13 protein-coding genes are annotated in these 20,043 nt (G+C 30.9%); all 13 read right to left on the reverse strand.

Going from position 1 to position 20,043, the window contains the following annotated elements; translation table 11 throughout:
• The coding region (locus tag ACRDDY_RS15455) for a hypothetical protein (protein ID WP_438565833.1) at positions 1-2,347 on the reverse strand (2,347 nt) is incomplete at its 3' end.
• Between the two features lie 41 nt (positions 2,348-2,388).
• The gene (locus tag ACRDDY_RS15460) at positions 2,389-5,898 is read right to left on the reverse strand and encodes a metallophosphoesterase (RefSeq protein WP_438565834.1); all 3,510 of its coding nucleotides are present in this window, start codon (positions 5,896-5,898) and stop codon (positions 2,389-2,391) included.
• A 38-nt stretch (positions 5,899-5,936) separates the two neighbouring features.
• Entirely contained in the window at positions 5,937-7,286 is a 1,350-nt protein-coding gene (locus ACRDDY_RS15465; protein ID WP_438565835.1) for a radical SAM peptide maturase, CXXX-repeat target family, read from the reverse strand.
• The gene (locus ACRDDY_RS15470; RefSeq protein WP_438565836.1) at positions 7,273-7,584 is read right to left on the reverse strand and encodes a hypothetical protein; all 312 of its coding nucleotides are present in this window, start codon (positions 7,582-7,584) and stop codon (positions 7,273-7,275) included. The genes ACRDDY_RS15465 and ACRDDY_RS15470 overlap by 14 nt, the downstream gene beginning before the upstream one ends.
• Before the next feature lie 16 nt (positions 7,585-7,600).
• A complete protein-coding gene (locus ACRDDY_RS15475) occupies positions 7,601-8,104 on the reverse strand; it encodes a hypothetical protein (RefSeq protein WP_438565837.1) in 504 nt (167 codons plus the stop codon).
• The gene (locus tag ACRDDY_RS15480) at positions 8,104-8,781 is read right to left on the reverse strand and encodes a hypothetical protein (RefSeq protein WP_438565838.1); all 678 of its coding nucleotides are present in this window, start codon (positions 8,779-8,781) and stop codon (positions 8,104-8,106) included. Before ACRDDY_RS15480 ends, ACRDDY_RS15475 begins: the two co-directional genes overlap by 1 nt.
• An 11-nt stretch (positions 8,782-8,792) precedes the next feature.
• Complete coding sequence (locus tag ACRDDY_RS15485) at positions 8,793-10,223, reverse strand: hypothetical protein (protein WP_438565839.1); 1,431 nt, start codon at positions 10,221-10,223, stop codon at positions 8,793-8,795.
• Positions 10,220-10,930 (reverse strand): hypothetical protein, encoded by a 711-nt coding sequence (locus ACRDDY_RS15490; RefSeq protein ID WP_438565840.1) that lies wholly within the window; start codon positions 10,928-10,930, stop codon positions 10,220-10,222. The genes ACRDDY_RS15485 and ACRDDY_RS15490 overlap by 4 nt, the downstream gene beginning before the upstream one ends.
• A complete protein-coding gene (locus tag ACRDDY_RS15495; RefSeq protein ID WP_438565841.1) occupies positions 10,930-11,685 on the reverse strand; it encodes a hypothetical protein in 756 nt (251 codons plus the stop codon). The genes ACRDDY_RS15490 and ACRDDY_RS15495 overlap by 1 nt, the downstream gene beginning before the upstream one ends.
• Positions 11,686-11,704: 19 nt before the next feature.
• Positions 11,705-13,351 carry a phage tail protein gene (locus ACRDDY_RS15500; RefSeq protein WP_438565842.1) on the reverse strand — a complete coding sequence of 549 codons (1,647 nt, stop codon included), beginning with the start codon at positions 13,349-13,351 and terminating at the stop codon, positions 11,705-11,707.
• Between the two features lie 2 nt (positions 13,352-13,353).
• Entirely contained in the window at positions 13,354-14,133 is a 780-nt protein-coding gene (locus tag ACRDDY_RS15505) for a phage tail domain-containing protein (RefSeq protein ID WP_438565843.1), read from the reverse strand.
• Between the two features lie 54 nt (positions 14,134-14,187).
• Positions 14,188-18,288 carry a hypothetical protein gene (locus tag ACRDDY_RS15510; protein ID WP_438565844.1) on the reverse strand — a complete coding sequence of 1,367 codons (4,101 nt, stop codon included), beginning with the start codon at positions 18,286-18,288 and terminating at the stop codon, positions 14,188-14,190.
• A 204-nt stretch (positions 18,289-18,492) separates the two neighbouring features.
• Positions 18,493-19,695, reverse strand: coding sequence for a zinc-ribbon domain-containing protein (locus tag ACRDDY_RS15515; protein ID WP_438565845.1), 1,203 nt, complete (start codon positions 19,693-19,695; stop codon positions 18,493-18,495).
• Between the last annotated feature and the right edge of the window lie 348 nt (positions 19,696-20,043).

Genomic DNA, 20,043 nt, shown 5'->3' on the forward strand with positions numbered 1-20,043 from the left:
CATATTGAAGTGCTGAGTTATGTCTATTTATAGTACCATCCTCATTGTAAGTTACAAGTCCATAATTATTATGAGCATATCTATCTATATTCCAAGTATAAACCCCACAATCCTTACCATTTATAATAACCTTAATAGGTTGTCCATCTATATTACTTCTAGTATTTGGATTTATCTGTTGTTGTGGATATGGATTTTCTTTAAACAACTCATGTATAAACTTATTCAAGCCAACATTGTTAGCATGAGAACTATCCATATAATTAGTCTTTAAAGTCCACCTCTCTTCAGGCATCCAATTATCCAAAGGAGCATAGTCACGCTTAGGTTGGCCATCATTCTCTCTTAGCCATAGAGTATAGTTTTTAACAGGATAGAACCTTGAAGTAGTACCCTGTATTGCCAACTGACATAAATCTCTAGTAAATCTCTTATGAGGATTAGAAGGGTCAGTATAATCTACCTTAACAGTAACACTATCTTGATCAGGCTCTAAATTCTCAACGCCAACACCAGTTATAGTCATAGTAGGAATACTTACTTCACCATAATTTAACTCATATATCTTATTAAGTTCATCAGCATTTTTAATATCACACATATGAACATTAAGTATTTCTTCATTAGTTAAAGCCCTATTATAAACTCTTATAGTTCTTATCGCACAAGTAGAATTATCAACAACATTGCCTTCATTGTCTCTACCAGCACCCAGTCTAATCTTACTATTGAACTTAAACTCATCGTTTTCTATATCCCTTTCACCTATAAGTGAAGCATTAGAAATAACAGCATTAGTATAAGTTCTAATAGTTCTTTCTACTCTATCAATGACAAAAGTTTGTCTAGTCCAAGTATTTTCTTGATGGTAAGTCTTAACAGTTTGTTTACCACTAAGAATAGCTTTTTCAGTATCAATCATAAAACCTTGATATGGAGAGATAGGATTTTTACAATCAACAACCTTAGCATCCATATTACCAGTATTTTCAACCTTAAATAAAACATCAAAAGTAAATCCAGTTTCAACACCATTTAAAAAAGGAGCTAAATCTATTTCAGCATAAGTTTGACCAGCAAATTTAAGTACAGTATGATCAGTAGCTTCATCAGTAATCCAACCATTAGTAGCATAGTTAAAGTTATGAAGATTACATTTAACATTATTTCCACTCTTATCTTCCCATATAGTTTTATTATCTCCACCATTCATCTTACCATTAGCATCAAACTTAGCTATAAGACCATTAGTAGGTTCAGGTATAGATATAAGACCACTTTCAACTATCTCTACTTCAAGTTCTAAACTATCTTTAAACACTTCATCTAAAGTCATAGACTCAATCCTAAAAGTATGAATACCAATTGGTAAATTTGAACCTAAATCCCAATAACTTACACCACTTGGATTTCTAACAGTATCAACTAAATTACCATCCATATATAGCTTAGACTTGAATTGATATTGATTCTTCATAGATATACGATAATCTATTTGAAGTCTTTTACCTTGAGGAAAAGTCTTTTCATTAAATCTAGTACTAACAAATAACCTATCTGAATCGGCAACAACTAAAGAATAATTCAATACATTTGAAACAGCAGACTCACAGTAAGTCTTAATACTAGCAGTATGAACACCTAAAGTACCAAGCGAACCAATCTTCCAAACATTATCACCCTTATTAACTATTACCTCAGTCTTAACTCCATCAAGAGTAAGTTCAGCAGTTATAGTTTCAGGAATTTCAGTATACACCCTATAAGGTATACTTATCTCATCGTTTAAATTAAAATCCTTTGCATCAGAAAACTCCGACGCAATTTCCAAAGCACCAGATATAATCTTTATCCTAGCAGGATCAGACATAAACCCTTGTCTATCCTCAACAACTATTGATAAATTATGAGTACCCCTTTCAAACTTACCAACAGTCCATTTATTTCTACCTTGTTTAATAGTCTCTCTAATAGTATTGCTACCATAGTTTAACTCAACAGTACCAGCACCGGGGTTAGGTGAATTGAAGAAGTAATAAATCTCAACAACCTCATCAGATCTAACTACTCTAGTGTGAATACCTTGCTCATCTATTTCACCGTCTATTTTAATAACAGGAACAGAAGAACCTCCGCCACCAGTACCACCACCGATAGTTCCATTTTCATAGATATATTTAATATCATTTTTCATAGTAGATATATCACCAGCTATTTCTTTTAAACAGCCCTCAACATTCTCACTAGTATAATTTCCTTCCGCATCTAAAACTTTTATAGAAGGAGAAATGAGAGAAGAAGCCTTCTCCCATTTGTTATTTTCATTATTATGTATTTTAAGTGACAAATTACCATCTCCTTTTCACCTACCACTTAGGTATTATTACATTAGACCTTAGTAATCACCAATGAATCATCATAAGGAATTAACTCAGGTTCATTAAAATCATTGTCCGTTTCAGGAAGTATATTAGCTATTGTGTATGGCCTCATAGCTATACTCTCATGAGTAATATCCCACATAATATACATAGGATTCCCCGGAGCTGACCAAGTAGCTCTAAAAGGAGCGTCATTATCAGCAGCTGGAGCAGTTTTACCCATCAGTTTATAACCAGTAGCCTGACACATAACATAATAACAACCGTTTTCATTATCTATAACATCTTGACCATTAGCACCTTGCATACCCATTCTATTAGAACGAGAATATCTATGGTGATGCCCACATAAAACTAAATCAACACCAAACTCAGCAAACACATCTATAAACTTAGCCATCTTAGCTTGCTTAATTATCGTGTAAGGAGACTCATGCATATAAACAATAGTCCATCTTTTCTGATTTTCAGGTTTAGCTAAATCCTCTCTAAGCCACGGTAATTGTTGTTCAACAATATCACTAGCTTGTAAAGTATTAGAATTCAAACAAACAAAATGAATATATCCATAGTTCCATGAGTAACAAGAAGGTATATGAGAATCTTCATAAGTAGCATACCATTGAAAAGCAGTAGGATCAGTCTTCTTCTTATCTTTATCATTAGGAGTTAAATCATTATTACCGCATGTAGTCATATGAGGAATACTGCACAAATGTTCTTTAGCATAGTCATAATAATATCTCCACTGGAAACCAAACTCTCCACCATCATTAGATATATCACCAGTATTAATATGAAAATCAAAAGTTTCATTTTGACATATTACATCATTTGCTTTTCTCCATACATGATATTCTTCTTCGTTTATACCTTGTTGGTCAGAAGTAAGAAGCATCTTTATGGCATCATTTTCAGTAGGAACTTTAACTTCAAACTCATACTCATCACTCCACTTACCTTCTTCACCACATTTATAAACATAAGTTCCAGGCACAAGATTTCTAATTATAACTCTATGAACAGTAGAATCAGTATCATAATGCCAGGCTATTTCTTTTTCAGAGTCAACAGTAATATAATCAACAGCACCTTTTTTCTTATATTTCAAACAACCATTGTGAGTAACACTAGATTGCCAAGTAAAAGTTCTAGTAGTATTTCCATCCTTACCAAAACACATATTAATCATATTTGGCTTATGATCATATAACTTCAACTTATTATAATAAGTGTTCCATTGACCATCTTTACTACATCTAGGAGTGTAAGTCTTAACATCCGCAGTTTTTAAATTTACAGATTCTAAATCTAAAAATGACGAATCAGTATCCTTAAAATCTATCCTATGAACAGAATTAAGCATACTACCAGCTCTTATATATCCATCAGCATTACCACTCTTTTCGTAAGCATCTATACCAAGCGCAGGGTTAATAGACCCAAAAGCAAATAAATCTATATATCCTTGTTGCTTAGTCCATAAATTATCTATATTAGCAGGATTTTTTACAGTTAAAACATCTCCGCCTATACCTAAATAAACCTTAAATCCATTATTACTTAAAGGAATATCCCAATGCATATCATAGTTTTTAATCTTAAATCTACAAGTCTTTCTATTAATATCAGTATGTTCAGCACATCTAACTAAGAAAGAAGTATAAGGTTTAACCATGCCTTTTAGCTCAAAAGCTTGCCAATCCTTGCCTAATTCACCATATTGTAAAGATAGCCCCTTAAGATTTATAGTGTTATCAGAATTGTTATATAATTCTATAAAACCATGAGAGCATATAGCAACATTAGCGTTTCTATTACCACCACCATAACAATGATTAATAATCAACCCTTTATACAATGGAGCTTGGTCATAAGTAGGATTATTAGCAGTGTCAGCTACAGAATTGTATGTATATAAATCACCATCGTTATTAACTCTAACTCTATATCTTTCACCATTAGAAGCAATAAGTTCAACATACTCACCAGTTACATTGCCATTCCCACTTCCTCCGCCTACACCGCCAACCTTAGCTAGTAGTTTTAAAGTACCTTTATTACCTACATACAACTCTTCAGTATCAATACAAAAACCTAACTCTGCTTCATGAAGTGCTTCAATATCAGATTTAAGACCTCTTTTAAGAATTATTCTTTCACAAGTACCCTTAGCACCATTGTCTAAATTAGGAACATAACCTTCCTCTTCATTGAAAGTAATTATCTCATTGCCACTATCATTAGGTAGAGTATCATTAAAATACCCAGAGTCAATCTCATGAGTTAAAGCATAATGAACTTCATTAGCCTTATCATTAGCATTTTTAATTCCAGTTCTTATTTCAGTTAATATATCAGAATCCCAATAACTATCAACATTTTCATCTTCATCATCTATCCATAAAGATGTTTTATCAACAGGAGGTGTATTTCCAATGTGTACAGAGTTAATAGAAGTTCTCTCCCACACACCTTGACCTTTGTATGTATACTTAAACATCGTTTCTACAACGAATACTTCAAGCCCAACAAACAACTTATTTTCAGGTATGTTATCTATATCTGCTATAGTTTCAACAACCATACCACCAGTACCACTAGAAAACTCTTCCCAGAACTCTACTCCATCTTTTTCTTTTAATTGATAAGTAAAGTCTTCATTTTTTACATAACAAAACATCCCAAGTTTTCTTTTATCCTGAGGTATACTGTCTCTTTCAGCTATTGTAGTTACTTGATGAAAACCACCAATTATAGCACTAGAATCTATCTTATTAAAATCATGTCTAAGTCTAGCGGGTAAATGGTCATGAACAACACCATCCATAGAACTTCTAGACATGATTACCTCACCTATACCATCAGTAACCATTAAATCTTCAAATCTAGATTCTACATCAACTATCTTTTGTTCAACCTTAGTAGTCATATCTACCTTAGCAACTTCCATTTCAGATATCTTAGAATCAGCTCTATTTTCAACACTAAGCATCCTATCTTCAACTTCATTAGCCTTAGTATTAAATCTATTTTCAACATCAACTATCTTATTATCTGCTTCTTTTATTTTTGCATCGGTTTCAGTAAGCTTACTGTTTACAGCAGATATCATATTATCTTTAGCTGCATTGGTATCAACTATTGTCTGCTCCATCTCGGCCATTTTGTTATCTGCACATTCTTTTATACAAGCAAAATCTTCTTCTCTTTTAACTTCATTCTTTTGTCTTATTACTTCATTACCACGTCTATCTCTTTCAGCAGCCATCCATTCACTAGCTATCTCAGGATTGTGATGAAAATATGCCTCTAATAAATCAATCATAGTCTCTTTATCAAAAGTATCATTCTTATTCATCTTACTATCTATAATAGCCATGAAATCTTCATTTTGAGGAAACTTACCCTTTTCAAATAATTCTCTTAGCTGTTCATCAGTCATGTTTCTAAGATAATTATCAAAAGGCACATCAAAACCATTTTTATTTTTAGTAATGTATGCGTCTATTATCATTACCGTCTCCTTTCATTAAAAAAGACTAGGCATTTAACCTAGTCCTGTAATTGATATAACATATCATATTCATTTATATCTATATATTTAAGTGCATCTTCTTTAGATAAATACATCTTAAACCTCTTATTTTCGCCATTTTTTTGATATACTTTATTCCAATAGTAAACATTAGCTAAACTTCTAGATTTATGCATATCACATATATAAGTTGCTTTTTTATCAGGAGTTCCAAACTTTTGATAATTGTAAGCTGTACAATGACCACATCCTCCACCAACACTGCAATTATAGCATTTGTCAGTAGATTGACTTCTTCTTGTAACCTCTCCTAATATATCAATCTTATCTTTATGTTCAACTCTTTTACCTATCCCATCATCTATATTCCCTATTGCAAATGGTTTAACATCATCTCCGAGAGAGCTACTCATAAATCTAATACAAGAATATATATCACCAGTATGAGCTAAAGATAACATACTTCCAGTAGTCCCACAATAATTGTGATTATCCTCTATTGGAACAGGTTTAAATAAGTTTTCATCAAATAAAGATATATATAACTTATGTTCTAAATTATTGTCTATAACAAAGTCAGCAACCTTTTTCATTTCTTCATATAATACAACTGCATCATTTTCATTCCAACCTTCTTCATATACACAGTTAGCATTTATAATTTCATATCCTAAATCATATAAATTAAGCATTGCCTTATAAACCCAAGTAATATTCTCAGGAGCAATAGTAAGCTTAGTAGACATTAAAGGGTTATATCTATTCATGTAATCTAAACAAGCCCTTTCAGCTAAATCATAACTTCCTCTGCCATTATCAAATACTCTACACATATCATGTAATTCCTTACATCCATCTAAAGAAATTGAAAAACTTAGCTTATCCTTGTTTCTTTCTATATATGATTGAACTTCATCTTTAAAATACAATACCCCATTGGATATAATACTTATCATATAGTTCTTAGACCAAATATGCTTATGCTTAATGGTAGTATACTTAAAGTATTCAGTAATATCATTAATTAAATCAATTTCAAGTAAGGGTTCTCCACCGATAAAGTCAATGACTATGGCAGGAGTATCTTCAATATATACATATGAATCTTTATTGTAACTATCTTTAATTAACATATCTATAAACTTTTTAGCTTTATCAAGAGTTAAAGCACTATTGCTCTTATTGATTTGATAACAGTAACTACACTTTAAATTACATGCCTCAGTCACCTGAAAAGTTATAGTCTTAGCAGGATAAGTTTGTTTCCTTTTATATCCTTCGATATCTGCTTTAGCAAACATATAGTCCATAAAAGTATCTCCAAATTCTTGACTTTTCTTAGTATTAACACCACTATTTGCAACCATTAATACCACATCCTACCATCGTATTTTCCATGATTTCAACATAACAATCTATGAAGTTAAAAGAAAAAGTGCCACTTCTATGTTCAATAGGAACAAACTCTTCCAATATCTGACTCTTAGTATATTCATACTTCCTATGAGTATTAACATAATCATTTCTAAAATAATCATATACATCAGTAGTGTACTTATTACAATTATCTTTAACTACATCTTTCATTATATTTTCTAAGGCTTTTACATCAAAGTGTAATGCCTCCAAATAAGTCATTAAAGTTTCATCCACAGTAAATTTCATATATATAATCTCTCCCTTATCTCTTAATCAATTCTTTTAGTCGTTTATTAGTTTCAATTATTAATCCCAAATCTAAATGTTCAGAATTTAATAATATATCCAACTTCTCTTGTAATAATTGTATTCTCCAATCATTACGAAGTAGACTACCATTTAAAAGGTAATCTACTATATCTAATAATTCTTTTTTTGTCTTTCTATTGTCAAATTTACCACAATACATATATATCAAATACATACTAGTAACATCTCTATCAAACTCAATACCAGATAATATCTGATAGTCAAAGAATATATTATTCATATAACTTAAAGTATCTCGTTTACATGTATCCATACTTTTGCATTGATAATTCATTCTTATAAAGTGACTTAAATAAAAAAACAACCTATCAAGTAGATTGTAATCTTTTTCATTATTTTCTTCTTCATATAATATTTCCTGTATATAAGAAATATCTTCCATTGAACATATCTTGACTAATAGTTCTGCTTCGTGTAAAATAATATTTTGAACCATTATTTTGAGCCACCGCCACAACCAGTAGAACAACTAATCTGGCATGATCCACTGCAATTCTGAGAACATCCGCCACCGCAATAATGAGAACATGAAGTCTCGCATGATGTAGAACATCCAAAATCGCACGCACCAGAGCAGTAAGATGAACATGTTTGGTCACACCAATTACCACAAGAAGACCCACAAGAAGACCCACATCCAACTCCACAAGAAGATGAACATCCACTACATCCACTGCAACTTCCACTACAAGTACCACTACAACTACTACACCCAGTACAACCAGTACACGTAGTTCCACACGTTCCAGTGCAAGACGAAGAACAGAATCCAGTACAACTAGACTTGCAACCACTAGCCCCCGTAGTAACACTAGCACTCTCAAATCTAGTTATCTCACTATCTAGTATAACCAATTCTGTAATTAAGTCACCATCTATACTAGTTTTTTTTATATTCGTATCATCAACAACACCAACTATCTCACTTATCTTATTAATGTGTTCTAATATAATTGTTTCATCAGCTTTTGGAGTTATTGTATAATCATAAGAAGGAGACCCGTACATAGAAACATCACCTACATACTTTCTCCTTTTAACTTCATTTCGTATTCTATTTTTCAAACTTAAAAACTCATCAGGAGTAATTAACTCTTCAGCAAATTTTCCCATAAATCAACCTCCTAACTATAACTATATATGCCTGGTAACATAGGTGATAAAAGAACATAATCTAGAGTAAAAGTATTAGTAGTAGCACCAGAAACACTATCTATATCTATCTCAATAGAATCACCATCATTTTTTATAGTAGCATAATCAAAAGCAAAATATTTACATTTATATCCACCTTCAAACTCACTAGCCTTAAAAGTCCTAGATGCTAAAGCACTTCTAGTTCCATTGGCTGTTTTTCTATAAGCAGTAACAACAAATGTATTATTACTATGACTCGTATCTGATACATTAGCTCTAACCATGATTCCATATTTACCAAGCTTTAAATCAGTAGTATTAAACCTTATCATATTAGTAGAAGTAGAATTTATAGTATGTCTAAGACCAACTCCATTATCAACAGAAGCAGTATTAAACTTAGTAGCAACACCAACATACTGTCTTGAACTATCTAAGACTAAACCACCAGCCTTTCTACTAAACTCCTCAACCAAAGGTTTAATTTTTGAGTTCCATAAACTAGTAGCAAAATAATTAAGACCTTCTCTATCTAAAAATGAAGGTAACTCAGTAGCAAAAGTTGCCTTCTTAACAGTAGTTTCACCATTTTTATTTCTAGCCTCTATTTCAATCTTTTGAACACCGTATTGTAAAGAATCCCAATGATTCGATAAACTCATAGTATTAGACATAACACTTTCACTAGTATCATACTCTTTAACTACCACTCCATTAAACTTTTCTCTTATATGTATATTATCATTATCTACATAACTCATAACAGTATAAGGAAAATCAAATGGCTTATCTGTATCCTCAAGTCTTCCTGTTTCACATTGAACAATAGGATAATCAACATACTCTTCAAGAACTGGTCTAAATCCCATATTTCCACAGTCATATTCAGAAACCATTTCACACTCAGGATAATAATATCCTTTGCCAACAATATCTTTACCTTTTAAAACATAAGTGCCTATACCTATCCAATTCCAAAATTGATTATGAACATTATTAGACTTAATCTTATTTATATTACTTATAGTATCAGTAAATGTATTAATAGGAAGACCACTTACAGCACTATCTCTAACTAAATCATTCCACTCATCAATATAAGGAACTCTTATATTATACTTATCTCCACCAAGAGTTATATTCTTAGATATAATATCTAATAACCTACTCTTTGACATATTATTTATTAAAACTCTATCACATACATATATCACTTTATCACTAGATTGGAACTTGTACCAAGTAAGCAGATCTTCATTAGAATCTACTAGACTTAATCTAATATCATCAGATACTATATCCCCAAGTCCACTTCCAGTATAAATTTCAACATCAGTATTATAAGGCTTTTTAGGTATCTTAAGATTTTCAGTACCGTTACTTAAGCAGCCCATTTTAACAACACCTAAGAACTTCATACACCAACTCCTCCAATCTGATTTTCTAAATTTAAAACTCTATTCTCAATAGAATCTACACGAATCATAGTTGCAGACATATCTTTATTAACAGTATCAACTACACCCTCTATATGAGACATAGTTTCATTCATAGCATTAACAATATCACTTAATGCCTCTACTTTATCATTGATTCCGACAACTCTTATATCTAATAAGTTTAAATTACTTTCAACAGTAGCTATTAAATCACCTAATATTAATATATCGTCATTAACATCAGCAATACAACTTTTCAAATATGCACCCATCTTTTGAAGCTCTATAGTACTATCACCCAATGAGTTTATCATATCAGTATGTTCAAACGTCTTATCACTAATATTTCTAAGTGCGTTCTTTTCACTAATAGACATGTGTAAAACACCATTACTAACATGCTCTGAAATAGAAGATATGTCATCAAACATATGATTTCCATCAACAACTATATTACTCGAAGGATATACTCTACATAAGCCACTACTATTTAAGAATACTATTTCATCATAATACTCTGGAAAAGTATCACTAGTTATTAGCTCATAAGGAGTGTTGACACTCCAATAAACATATCTAAAATTTGTATAGCCATCTGAAACAGGATAATAAATTCCATTATTAATAATCTTAACATTAGACCATCTGATATAAGTCCTATTAGGAGAGTTATCTTGAACAGCCATTACACTAACCTTCCGATAATATCATCTATTTCTCGATTAGAAACAACATTAGGGTTAAGATAATTATTCTCTAATATTTCCATTCTATAATCAACATCTTTAGCAATAGTTTCAACGTCATTTATTTTAATGGTAGCGTCAACTATCTTATTGTTTACATCAATATGGTCTTGTAGATAACCTTTTATAGTTAACTCTATATTGTTTAATCTATCACTTATATCCTTATAAGTAACATCATTAGGAATAGACTTCTTAGCATTTTGAACATCCTGTAGAATACTAAGCATCATATCTATATCTCCTAGACTATGAATAACTTGTATTAAATCTTCTAATGTTTGTACTATATCTCCATTTTCATCTAACTTGGTATAAACTCTACTAGAATGTATAAGATTATATCCAACACCCCAATAACTTGCATTAAGATATTTACCTTCTAGACTATGATGCAAAGTAATCTTGCCAGTACGATAATCTATCTTCATCTCATTCGTATTAGTCAAAGAGTCCTTAACATCAACCTCTCTAAGCTTAATATAAGTTATCTCTCCTGTTATTAAATGCCTTTCAGGATACACAACACTTATAGCCAAATGTGGATGAGGTATTTGCTCTAATATAATCTCTCTATCAACAACTTGTTTTAACTCATTTTCTATCTGCTCACAAACATTATTACCAAAAGGATCATTGTGTTTGTACATTAAAGCAGTATACTTATTAAGTGAATTATTTATATTAAAACTCAAATGCATCATTCCTTTCTATCTATATTCTGTTATATTTTAATTGATTAAAAATATAAGACTTGCTTTCAACATATTGATTAGACCTCTTAGCCTTTTTCAAATAATCAGCAATAGACTTAGTATTATTAATCTTAGTTTTTTTATTACTCAGTGTAACATTTAATGACCTATCTGAAGGACTTAGCTCATACCCTACAAAATATAGAAGTATTTCTTTATCATTGTAATCATCATATAAAATAACCACATCTCCCATATTAAGAGAGCCTTTAAATGATACATTCTTATGATTGAGAATTTTACTAATAAAATTAACTGAGTCAATAGTAAATTCAGTAGTAGGGATACATCTTCTAGATAATTCTCTTTTCCCTCCATTCATTAAATCATTAGCAGTCAAATAAGAAGTATTACTATAAGAATCATAATATAAGAACTCATTAAGCTCACTTAATAAACACTCAGGGAATATTAAAGTACCATCATCATAAGTAGCATATATCCTATCCATTTGAATATTTATATTGGTTATCTCAATATTTATATTTGAAATATTATACTCTAAGTTTTTAATTTGTTGCTCTAATTCATTTTTTCTTAAAGTCTTTTCATCAATTTCAACCTGAATCCTATTAGCATTTTCAGTATCATTTTCCTGTTCATAAACATTCTTCATAGAAATTAAAACCTTAATCTCTTCACATATATCAAAATGTTCTCTATTTTTCTTAGTTAAATCAGTAGTATATATCTGCTTACTTTTTGTTAATTCTTCCCATCTAATTTGATTCTTTTCAACTAATTCATTGTGATTAGCTAAAGCATTAACAAGTTCATCACTCATATCATTGTTTTCAACAAAATAAGAATAATCCTCTACATAGTCTCTACCATGTGGATTAACTTCTCTTATATCCATCTCATCTTTACCTGATAGTCTTAGTCTAGTAACAATATCCTCGGTAGAAGATTGTCTTTTTATAGATTTTAAATAATTATCATAGCTTAAATATATACCAAGATTTTCGCCATACTCATCAAGAGAATATAAGTTAATAACCTTATTCTCTGTATCAAATTGAACAATACAAGAAAAAATATCAGCAATAGTTTCAGTCAATAAAGAGTACCAGCTAGAAGAAACACTTTCTTGCCATCTAACTTTTTTCTTTTTTTCACCGTCAACAATATCAAATCTAACTAAATCATCTACATGACCGACTTTCCATCCAGTTTCAAAATACAATAGGTCTAATATTGCTATCTGCTTGTCTTCCTTATCTTCTTTAAGTAAAACAATTTCAATATCTTCTAATTGTATATCTATCCTATTCAACTTTTGTTCTAAAGAAACCGCACTAACAATCTTCTTAGACATAGCACCTTTTTCTTCATCTATGTCCTTAATAACAAAATATTCATTATCATTAAGACAAATTAAACGTTCCTCATGTATCTCATCGTAAAGAGGATTAATTCTATTTTTTCTAGTAAACCTATCTTTAATAATATTAGTGATTTCAAAGGTTACAGAGTCTATATCATCAATGGTTTTAACTACAGACGTCACTTTTGAGACACTTAAAATTGCCATTTCAACCCTATTAGGTTTACACAAAGTAAGTTCAAATTCAACATTTGGGTTAAAAATATCAATACCACTCATAATTACACCTTCAATGCATACTGGACAGTAAACCTAATGTCGCAATCACCAGTAATCTCAAATTCATTCTGACCTCTTTTTAAATACAACCACTTTCTATTAGTATCTTTAAGTTTGAACAATTCAATATTAGAATCAACACTCTTTAACAAATGATCTATCTCAACATTCTCATTCTCTTTAAGATTTTTAATAACAAATGCATCATTACCAATAGTAGTATTTCTAATAGAAACATCAGAACAATCCTTATCAAATTGAATAATTTCCATCTTAGGATAGTATTTATCATTAACATTATCTAAACAGTTAATATTAATTACCTTACTTCCATTAACCCTGTATTTATAATCAACAACAGGAGTATAAACATAAGAGTCTTCTGGTTGCATAACAAGCTCAATAACACCTTCACCACTAGCATTAAACTTTTTAGTATACTCAACACATCTAAAATAATAAACAATAGATGTATCATCTTCACTCACGAAAGGACAAAACTCTTGTTTAACCATCCAATCAATTATATGCATTCTACTATCTCTATCCCAAGTCATAGGCACACCATTATCGTCGACACGTACAATACTTAAAGTAATAGGCTCAAGTTCCATACTCTCAGAATAATAAAAACTATTATTCCTAGTAACCTCTTGTTGAATAGTCTCCTTATACTTAACACCACAATCTTTAAGAACACCATCATCAAAACTAACTAGCATAACACCCATTTCTCTATTCCCTATACCATCAAATGAGAAATTTTCACTGTAAAATGACAAGATAAACCCTCCTTTCAACTGCAATTAAAAAGGCCACCATAAGGTAGCCATAAATTACATATGTTTTATTATATTTTTAGTAATAAGCTTTTCAGCCTCTTTAATCATATTCTTAAGTTCTGGCATAACATCTTTAGTTACATTACCTTGAACAGTTATAAGACTTTCATTAAACTGAATAACAGGACTCTTAACAGTATCAAACTTAGAAAAATCAAACATAAAAGGGTCAATAGACATTCTTGAAGGATAGAAATTGCTAATATTCAACTCTTTTAATATCTTCTCAATATTTTTAAAAGTATCTAAAGATATATCTAATTGAGATAATAAATCCTTCTTAATTAGACCACCTATAACACTAAGACCATCACCATACTTGTCCTCATAGTCCATGATAGCATCTTTTAGGTCAATTATATTTCCATCTATATCTTTTATAGTCCCTGTTTCAAGGGCTTCTTTAATAGTATCATATAGATTTTCATTCTCTAATGTCTTGTCTAGTTCATCCTTAACTTTATTTGCTTCTTCTTCAAGTTTGTCATTTTCCTTATCAAAGAGATCATTTATATCTTTATCTAATTTATCTTGAACGAAATCATCAAATTCTTCTTGTTGTTTAGCTAACTGTTCCAATAACTCTTGTAATTTAGCTTGACCAGATAAGGAAGTATCCTTAGAAACTGCATCAATCTTAGCCTGTAACTTGGCCATTTCTTCAATACGTTTTTCATACTCTTTATCATAGTCATCTTCATCACGTTTTTTATTGTAGGCGTCTTGCTCCTTCTTTAAAGCATCTTGACGTTTCTTAAGTTCCTCATCTATCAACTTCTTACGTTCTTCAACCTGCTTTTTCAAAATTTCTGTTATCTTATCTTCAATCTTTTTAGTAGTTTGAAGCATAGTCTCATAAACGCCTTGAATTTCAAGTTGTAAATCCATTAAATCAGATTGTTGTTGATTAACATTAACTAGCGCATCATTATACTTACCTAAAGTATCAACAATATCATCAAACTTATCTTTCAAATCACCCAAAGAATCTAAGTCAGAAGCACCAGACATTTGATTCTTTATACTTTCTAGAATACCTTCGACATTAGTTGCAATTCCATTGTCATCAAACTTGATACCAACATCAACAAGCTGATTCTTATAATATTGCATTTGCTTTTCATACTCTTTAGCAAGTTGGTCTTGAAGACCAATCTCCTTTTCAAGTAAAGCAATCTTTTGTTGAAGAGTTTCATAAGATTGAGTAACATCAAAATTAGCAAGTTGCATGCTCTTGTCAAGTATATCTATCTGAATTCTATTAATCTTTATTTGAGTATCAAGCAATTCCTGAGTAACCTTCATAATATCTTCAGTAGCTTTCTTTACAGCACTTGCTATCTCCTTAGACAATCTCATCTGTTCTTTGGCCAAGTCTTCCATCTCTTTATTAACATCACGAATTGCAGCTTCTTGTTTTTTCCATTCATATGTAGCATCTTCAATAGCCTGTTCACTAGCACCTTGACTCTTCAATAAGTCTAAGTATTCTTTTTTCTTATTAGCTAACTCTTGCAATAGACCTTTTTTCTTTTCAAGAAGGCCCATAAGTTCTTCTTCATCAGCAATTTCAATAAATCTATCTACATTATCAATAGCAACATAATCAAGGGCATCTTTTGCTGCTTGTATACTATTTTGTAGTTTCCACCATTCTTCACTAGCATCAGGTATCTTATTAAAAGTTAAGTCAAGATAAGTTTCAAGTGCTTCTTTTTGTTGATTTAAACTATCTAGTGCTGCACTATTATCAATAGGCTTTTTATTTTTATCTCTATTGTTTCTATCATCAGAACTTTGCTTGTTTAATCGTTCAATTTCTTTCTCAATAGCGAGCATCTTCTCGGCATAATTTAAGGCGTCTCCATCGTCGTTAAACTTAATACCTTGTCCACTTAGATACTTCTTCAAGTCAGCTTGTTGCTTTCTCATGCTTTCAGCTAATTGATGTTGAATGTCTTGTTGCTTTTCATATAAAACAATCTGACGTTCAAGATATTTAATCTTATCCTTACCAAAAGCATTTTTAGACTTTTCATTTATTATGTCCAACTCATTAGATATGGCTTTTAACTGATTTTCTAAATTTTTAAGAGTATTTACACTATGCTTCAAGGAATCCATAGTAGAAATAGGATTTTTGGCTCTAGCCCTAATATTCAAATCCTGAACACCAGTGTTTGCAACGGTTTCAGCGACTGGTGTAGCAGATAAAAGTTCAATTTCATTACCTTCACTAATAACAGACCTTTGAATCTCATGATTAAAAGTATTAGGGTCTGAAATATTACCCATCACACCAACAGATTTTTTCTTCTCTATTGTATTAACTGTAATATCAACCGTTTTAGATTTAGGTAAGTTCCTAATCTTAGTATCAAGAGTAGTTACATTAGATATTGCCTCATTGGCATCAGCCTCAATTTTAATAGGTGCATCTTGGTCAACTTCATTAATCTTAGTATCAGTTTCCTCAGCCTTTTGATTAGCGTCTGTATTATCTCCCTTTAAAGCAAGTATCTTGTCTTTAATAGGGGTGTTAACTAGTTCATTAACTTTATTAACAGCATCATCTGCATTAACAGTAGCCTCAATATTCAAAGGGGTTTTAGATAGTCCTTGTAATATTCCGTCCAAGTTTTCAGAATCTTTAATGATATCACTATAATTAGTAACAATCTGCATAACTTGCTCAGGAGGTAGATTAGTAAATAATTGTTGGATTAACTCTAAATCTTTAACAGTTTCAAATCCATTAGAAGCAATAACAGTTCTTACTTCATCAGGGAAAGTATTATATATAGATAATATTCTCTCTGCCTCCATATAAGAAGTAACAGAGTCAACCCTAATAGCAGTCTCTATTTCAGTGGGTATTTCACCATACTTTTCCTTAAGCCTACTAACAACATCCTCTACACCTGCAAGTTCAGCCTCTGGATTAAGAATTAGCTTAGAGTCAACTTCAAAAGCACCTTGTCCAAAAGTTCTATCAAGTAAAGTTTGTATAGATTCTAAATCAACCTCTCCATCACTTAAATCAATAAGAACCTGTTGTGCAACATCTAATACTTCAGTAGCACTATGTCCCTTATTAAGTAGAGTTCTAACCATATCTCTAACTTGTTCAGGTAAGTTGCTATCAGATAATAAATTGTAAGCAATTTCTAAATCAATCTCTTCACTATATCCAATATCATTTAAAGATTGAACCCAACTATCTATAGATTGCTTTTGATTAGCTAAAGCCTTAGCAAAACCATTGTCATTTATTAAATCTTGTTTAGTTTTTCCAAAGGTCTCTAAGAATTCGTCTAAAGAGTCTTTCCCTTTTAATACACTAGTGTCAAATTGAGTAAATAAATCATTAAGAATATTAGCGTCAACACCGGTAACCTCAGATATCTCCTTGGCCAACTTACTCATACTATCATTATAAGAATCTAAATCACCATTCTTGGCAAACTCTTCATTGATTCCTTTAATATTAGTTTCTAATGCTTTTATATCAACCTTACCTACATTAGCAGCTTTAAGGAATTGATTTAAAGAACGTTCAACCTCGAATAATTGTTCTTCAGTCTTAATATCACTAAAGTCTAAAACATCCTTTAACTCTAAGAAATGTTTCTTCTTATCTTCCGTAGCATTCTTAAAAGCATTACCGTTCTCAATATCTGCGAACAATCCATCTCCGATTTTAGAAACATAATCTTGAATTACATCATATTGAGACATATAATTCTGATTGAAATCTGCTTGACTCTTTTCTATCTTATAGTTGATGTCTTCAATTTCTTTAGCAATGTCAGACCTTTCTTTGCCAGTCTTTCCATACATCTTTTGAATTAGTTTATCACGCTTCTGTTCTAGACCATACATCTTAGATATATGTTGATTGGTGATATCCTCAAGCCTGTTCATTTCAGTGTCAGGTCGATAACCTTCGGACTCCATCTTACTCGAATAATTTTTACCATACAGTTGCTTGATAGAATTTTCTGCTAAATCACCTTGTTCATGTTTCATTAGCCTACTCTTTTTATCTATGGCATTATCTAATTCCTTAATTAAATCAGATACATCACCCGTCATGTTTAATATAGCATTCCCATTCTCATCATACTTTATTTTTATTTGTATACGCTACTATACAAAAGCTTTCGCCACTCTCTTTCAAGACGTGAAAAGACTATTTCTTCACCCTCGACCTAATCGTTAGGGGCAGACTTTTTCCACCATCAATCGCTTATGGTGTACGAGATCTCTCTCTAGTCGTTGAAGGTTATTCGTACTATATTATAAATTCAATTCTTCACTCAATATAATTTCAATTTTATCAAATTCCCAATAAGGTATAATAGTAATATTAATTTGTTTTTCTTTTGCATACTGTATTTTTAACGAATCGTTACTTTGAAGTACATCAAAATCATTTTTCTTCATCATAAACTTATTCTTTATATAATGCTGCGTTCCATTGTATTCAATTAACATGTTTTTGCTAGGTATATAAAAATCATATCTTAAATACCCTCCACCTACACCAATTAAATCCTTAAACACTTTTTCTTTTATAAAGCCAATATTATGCAAAATCAAAAGGTCGTAAATTCTTTTCTCAGCCTTGCTAGAAGAGCAACTTCTGCACCAATGTCCATTGTTTACCGAATATAGTACAGAACTCCACTCATATCCACAATCATGACATACAAATTTATATTTCTTATTACTATTTGGAGCAACTCTAAATGGACTTATATCATTATCCGGATGCCATGACATTACTTTATCGAAGTTATGATATCCGAAAGAGTCATAAACATGAATCTTCTTACTAGAGTAATAGTTACGACCTCTAGATGAATAAAATTTATTACAGGTAATTTCATAGCTATCATGATAATCCTTTTTCATTAATCCATTAAGTTCATTCACTTCTTCACTTTGACATTTAATCCATACTTTTTTAGTTCCACTTTTCCATGTATGATAAGGATTAATAGTATTCTTCTCAAAGTCCCATATATCTTCGATATTTAATCCTAATTCAACTTCAATATGGTAAGCAAGTGAGTTTTCATAAACTTGACAACAATTTCCACATCTTTGTTTCGTGTTTATAAAACTTCCAGTCATTGTTTCATATGTATGACCACAATACTTATGCTTTATTTGAATATAAGGACTGTCTCCAACCTTCTTTTCATTGGGTAAAATATCACCTTTTCTATAACTTCTAATATATTCATATTCGCCAGTCTTTTCTACTTCATGCTTATATCTTTGTTCGTGCCTATTATCAACACATAACTTACATTCATAAGCGTTTTCTTGTTGTATGTCAGCGAATCTTCTTTCAAACTTATTACCACACTTACACTTCCAAATGTGCCTATGGTTGTTTCCCATATAGATATCATCATCCAATAAAAATAATTTTTCAGATTTAATATTAACATCATCTCTTGCCATACCTTTTCTTAGCTTTATATCTTTCATTTTTTCACCTCCATTCCATTTATCTATCTTATAATTGTTTGAATTTGAATTTATAATATATTTTAGAATCTTCCCTGCATGAACATCCATTATAGTAATATTTTATGTAATCAACTATATTATATACTTTTGTTTTACACATACTACTCGATTACTTAGGATTTAACCATATAATCATCCTTACGTTTTTTCTACTTTCGTACCTTCATATGGTGATTTCTCCCATATTGTGGTGTAAGGCTTTAGGAATTACCTGCAATTAAATCTGTGTTTTTAGAAGCCGATTACTCGACAACTAGGGCATCATTACCCTATAATTAATTCTGGCATAATTTTAGCAACTTCATT

The organism is Clostridium sp. (assembly GCF_051656525.1).
Lineage (GTDB): Bacteria > Bacillota > Clostridia > Clostridiales > Clostridiaceae > Clostridium.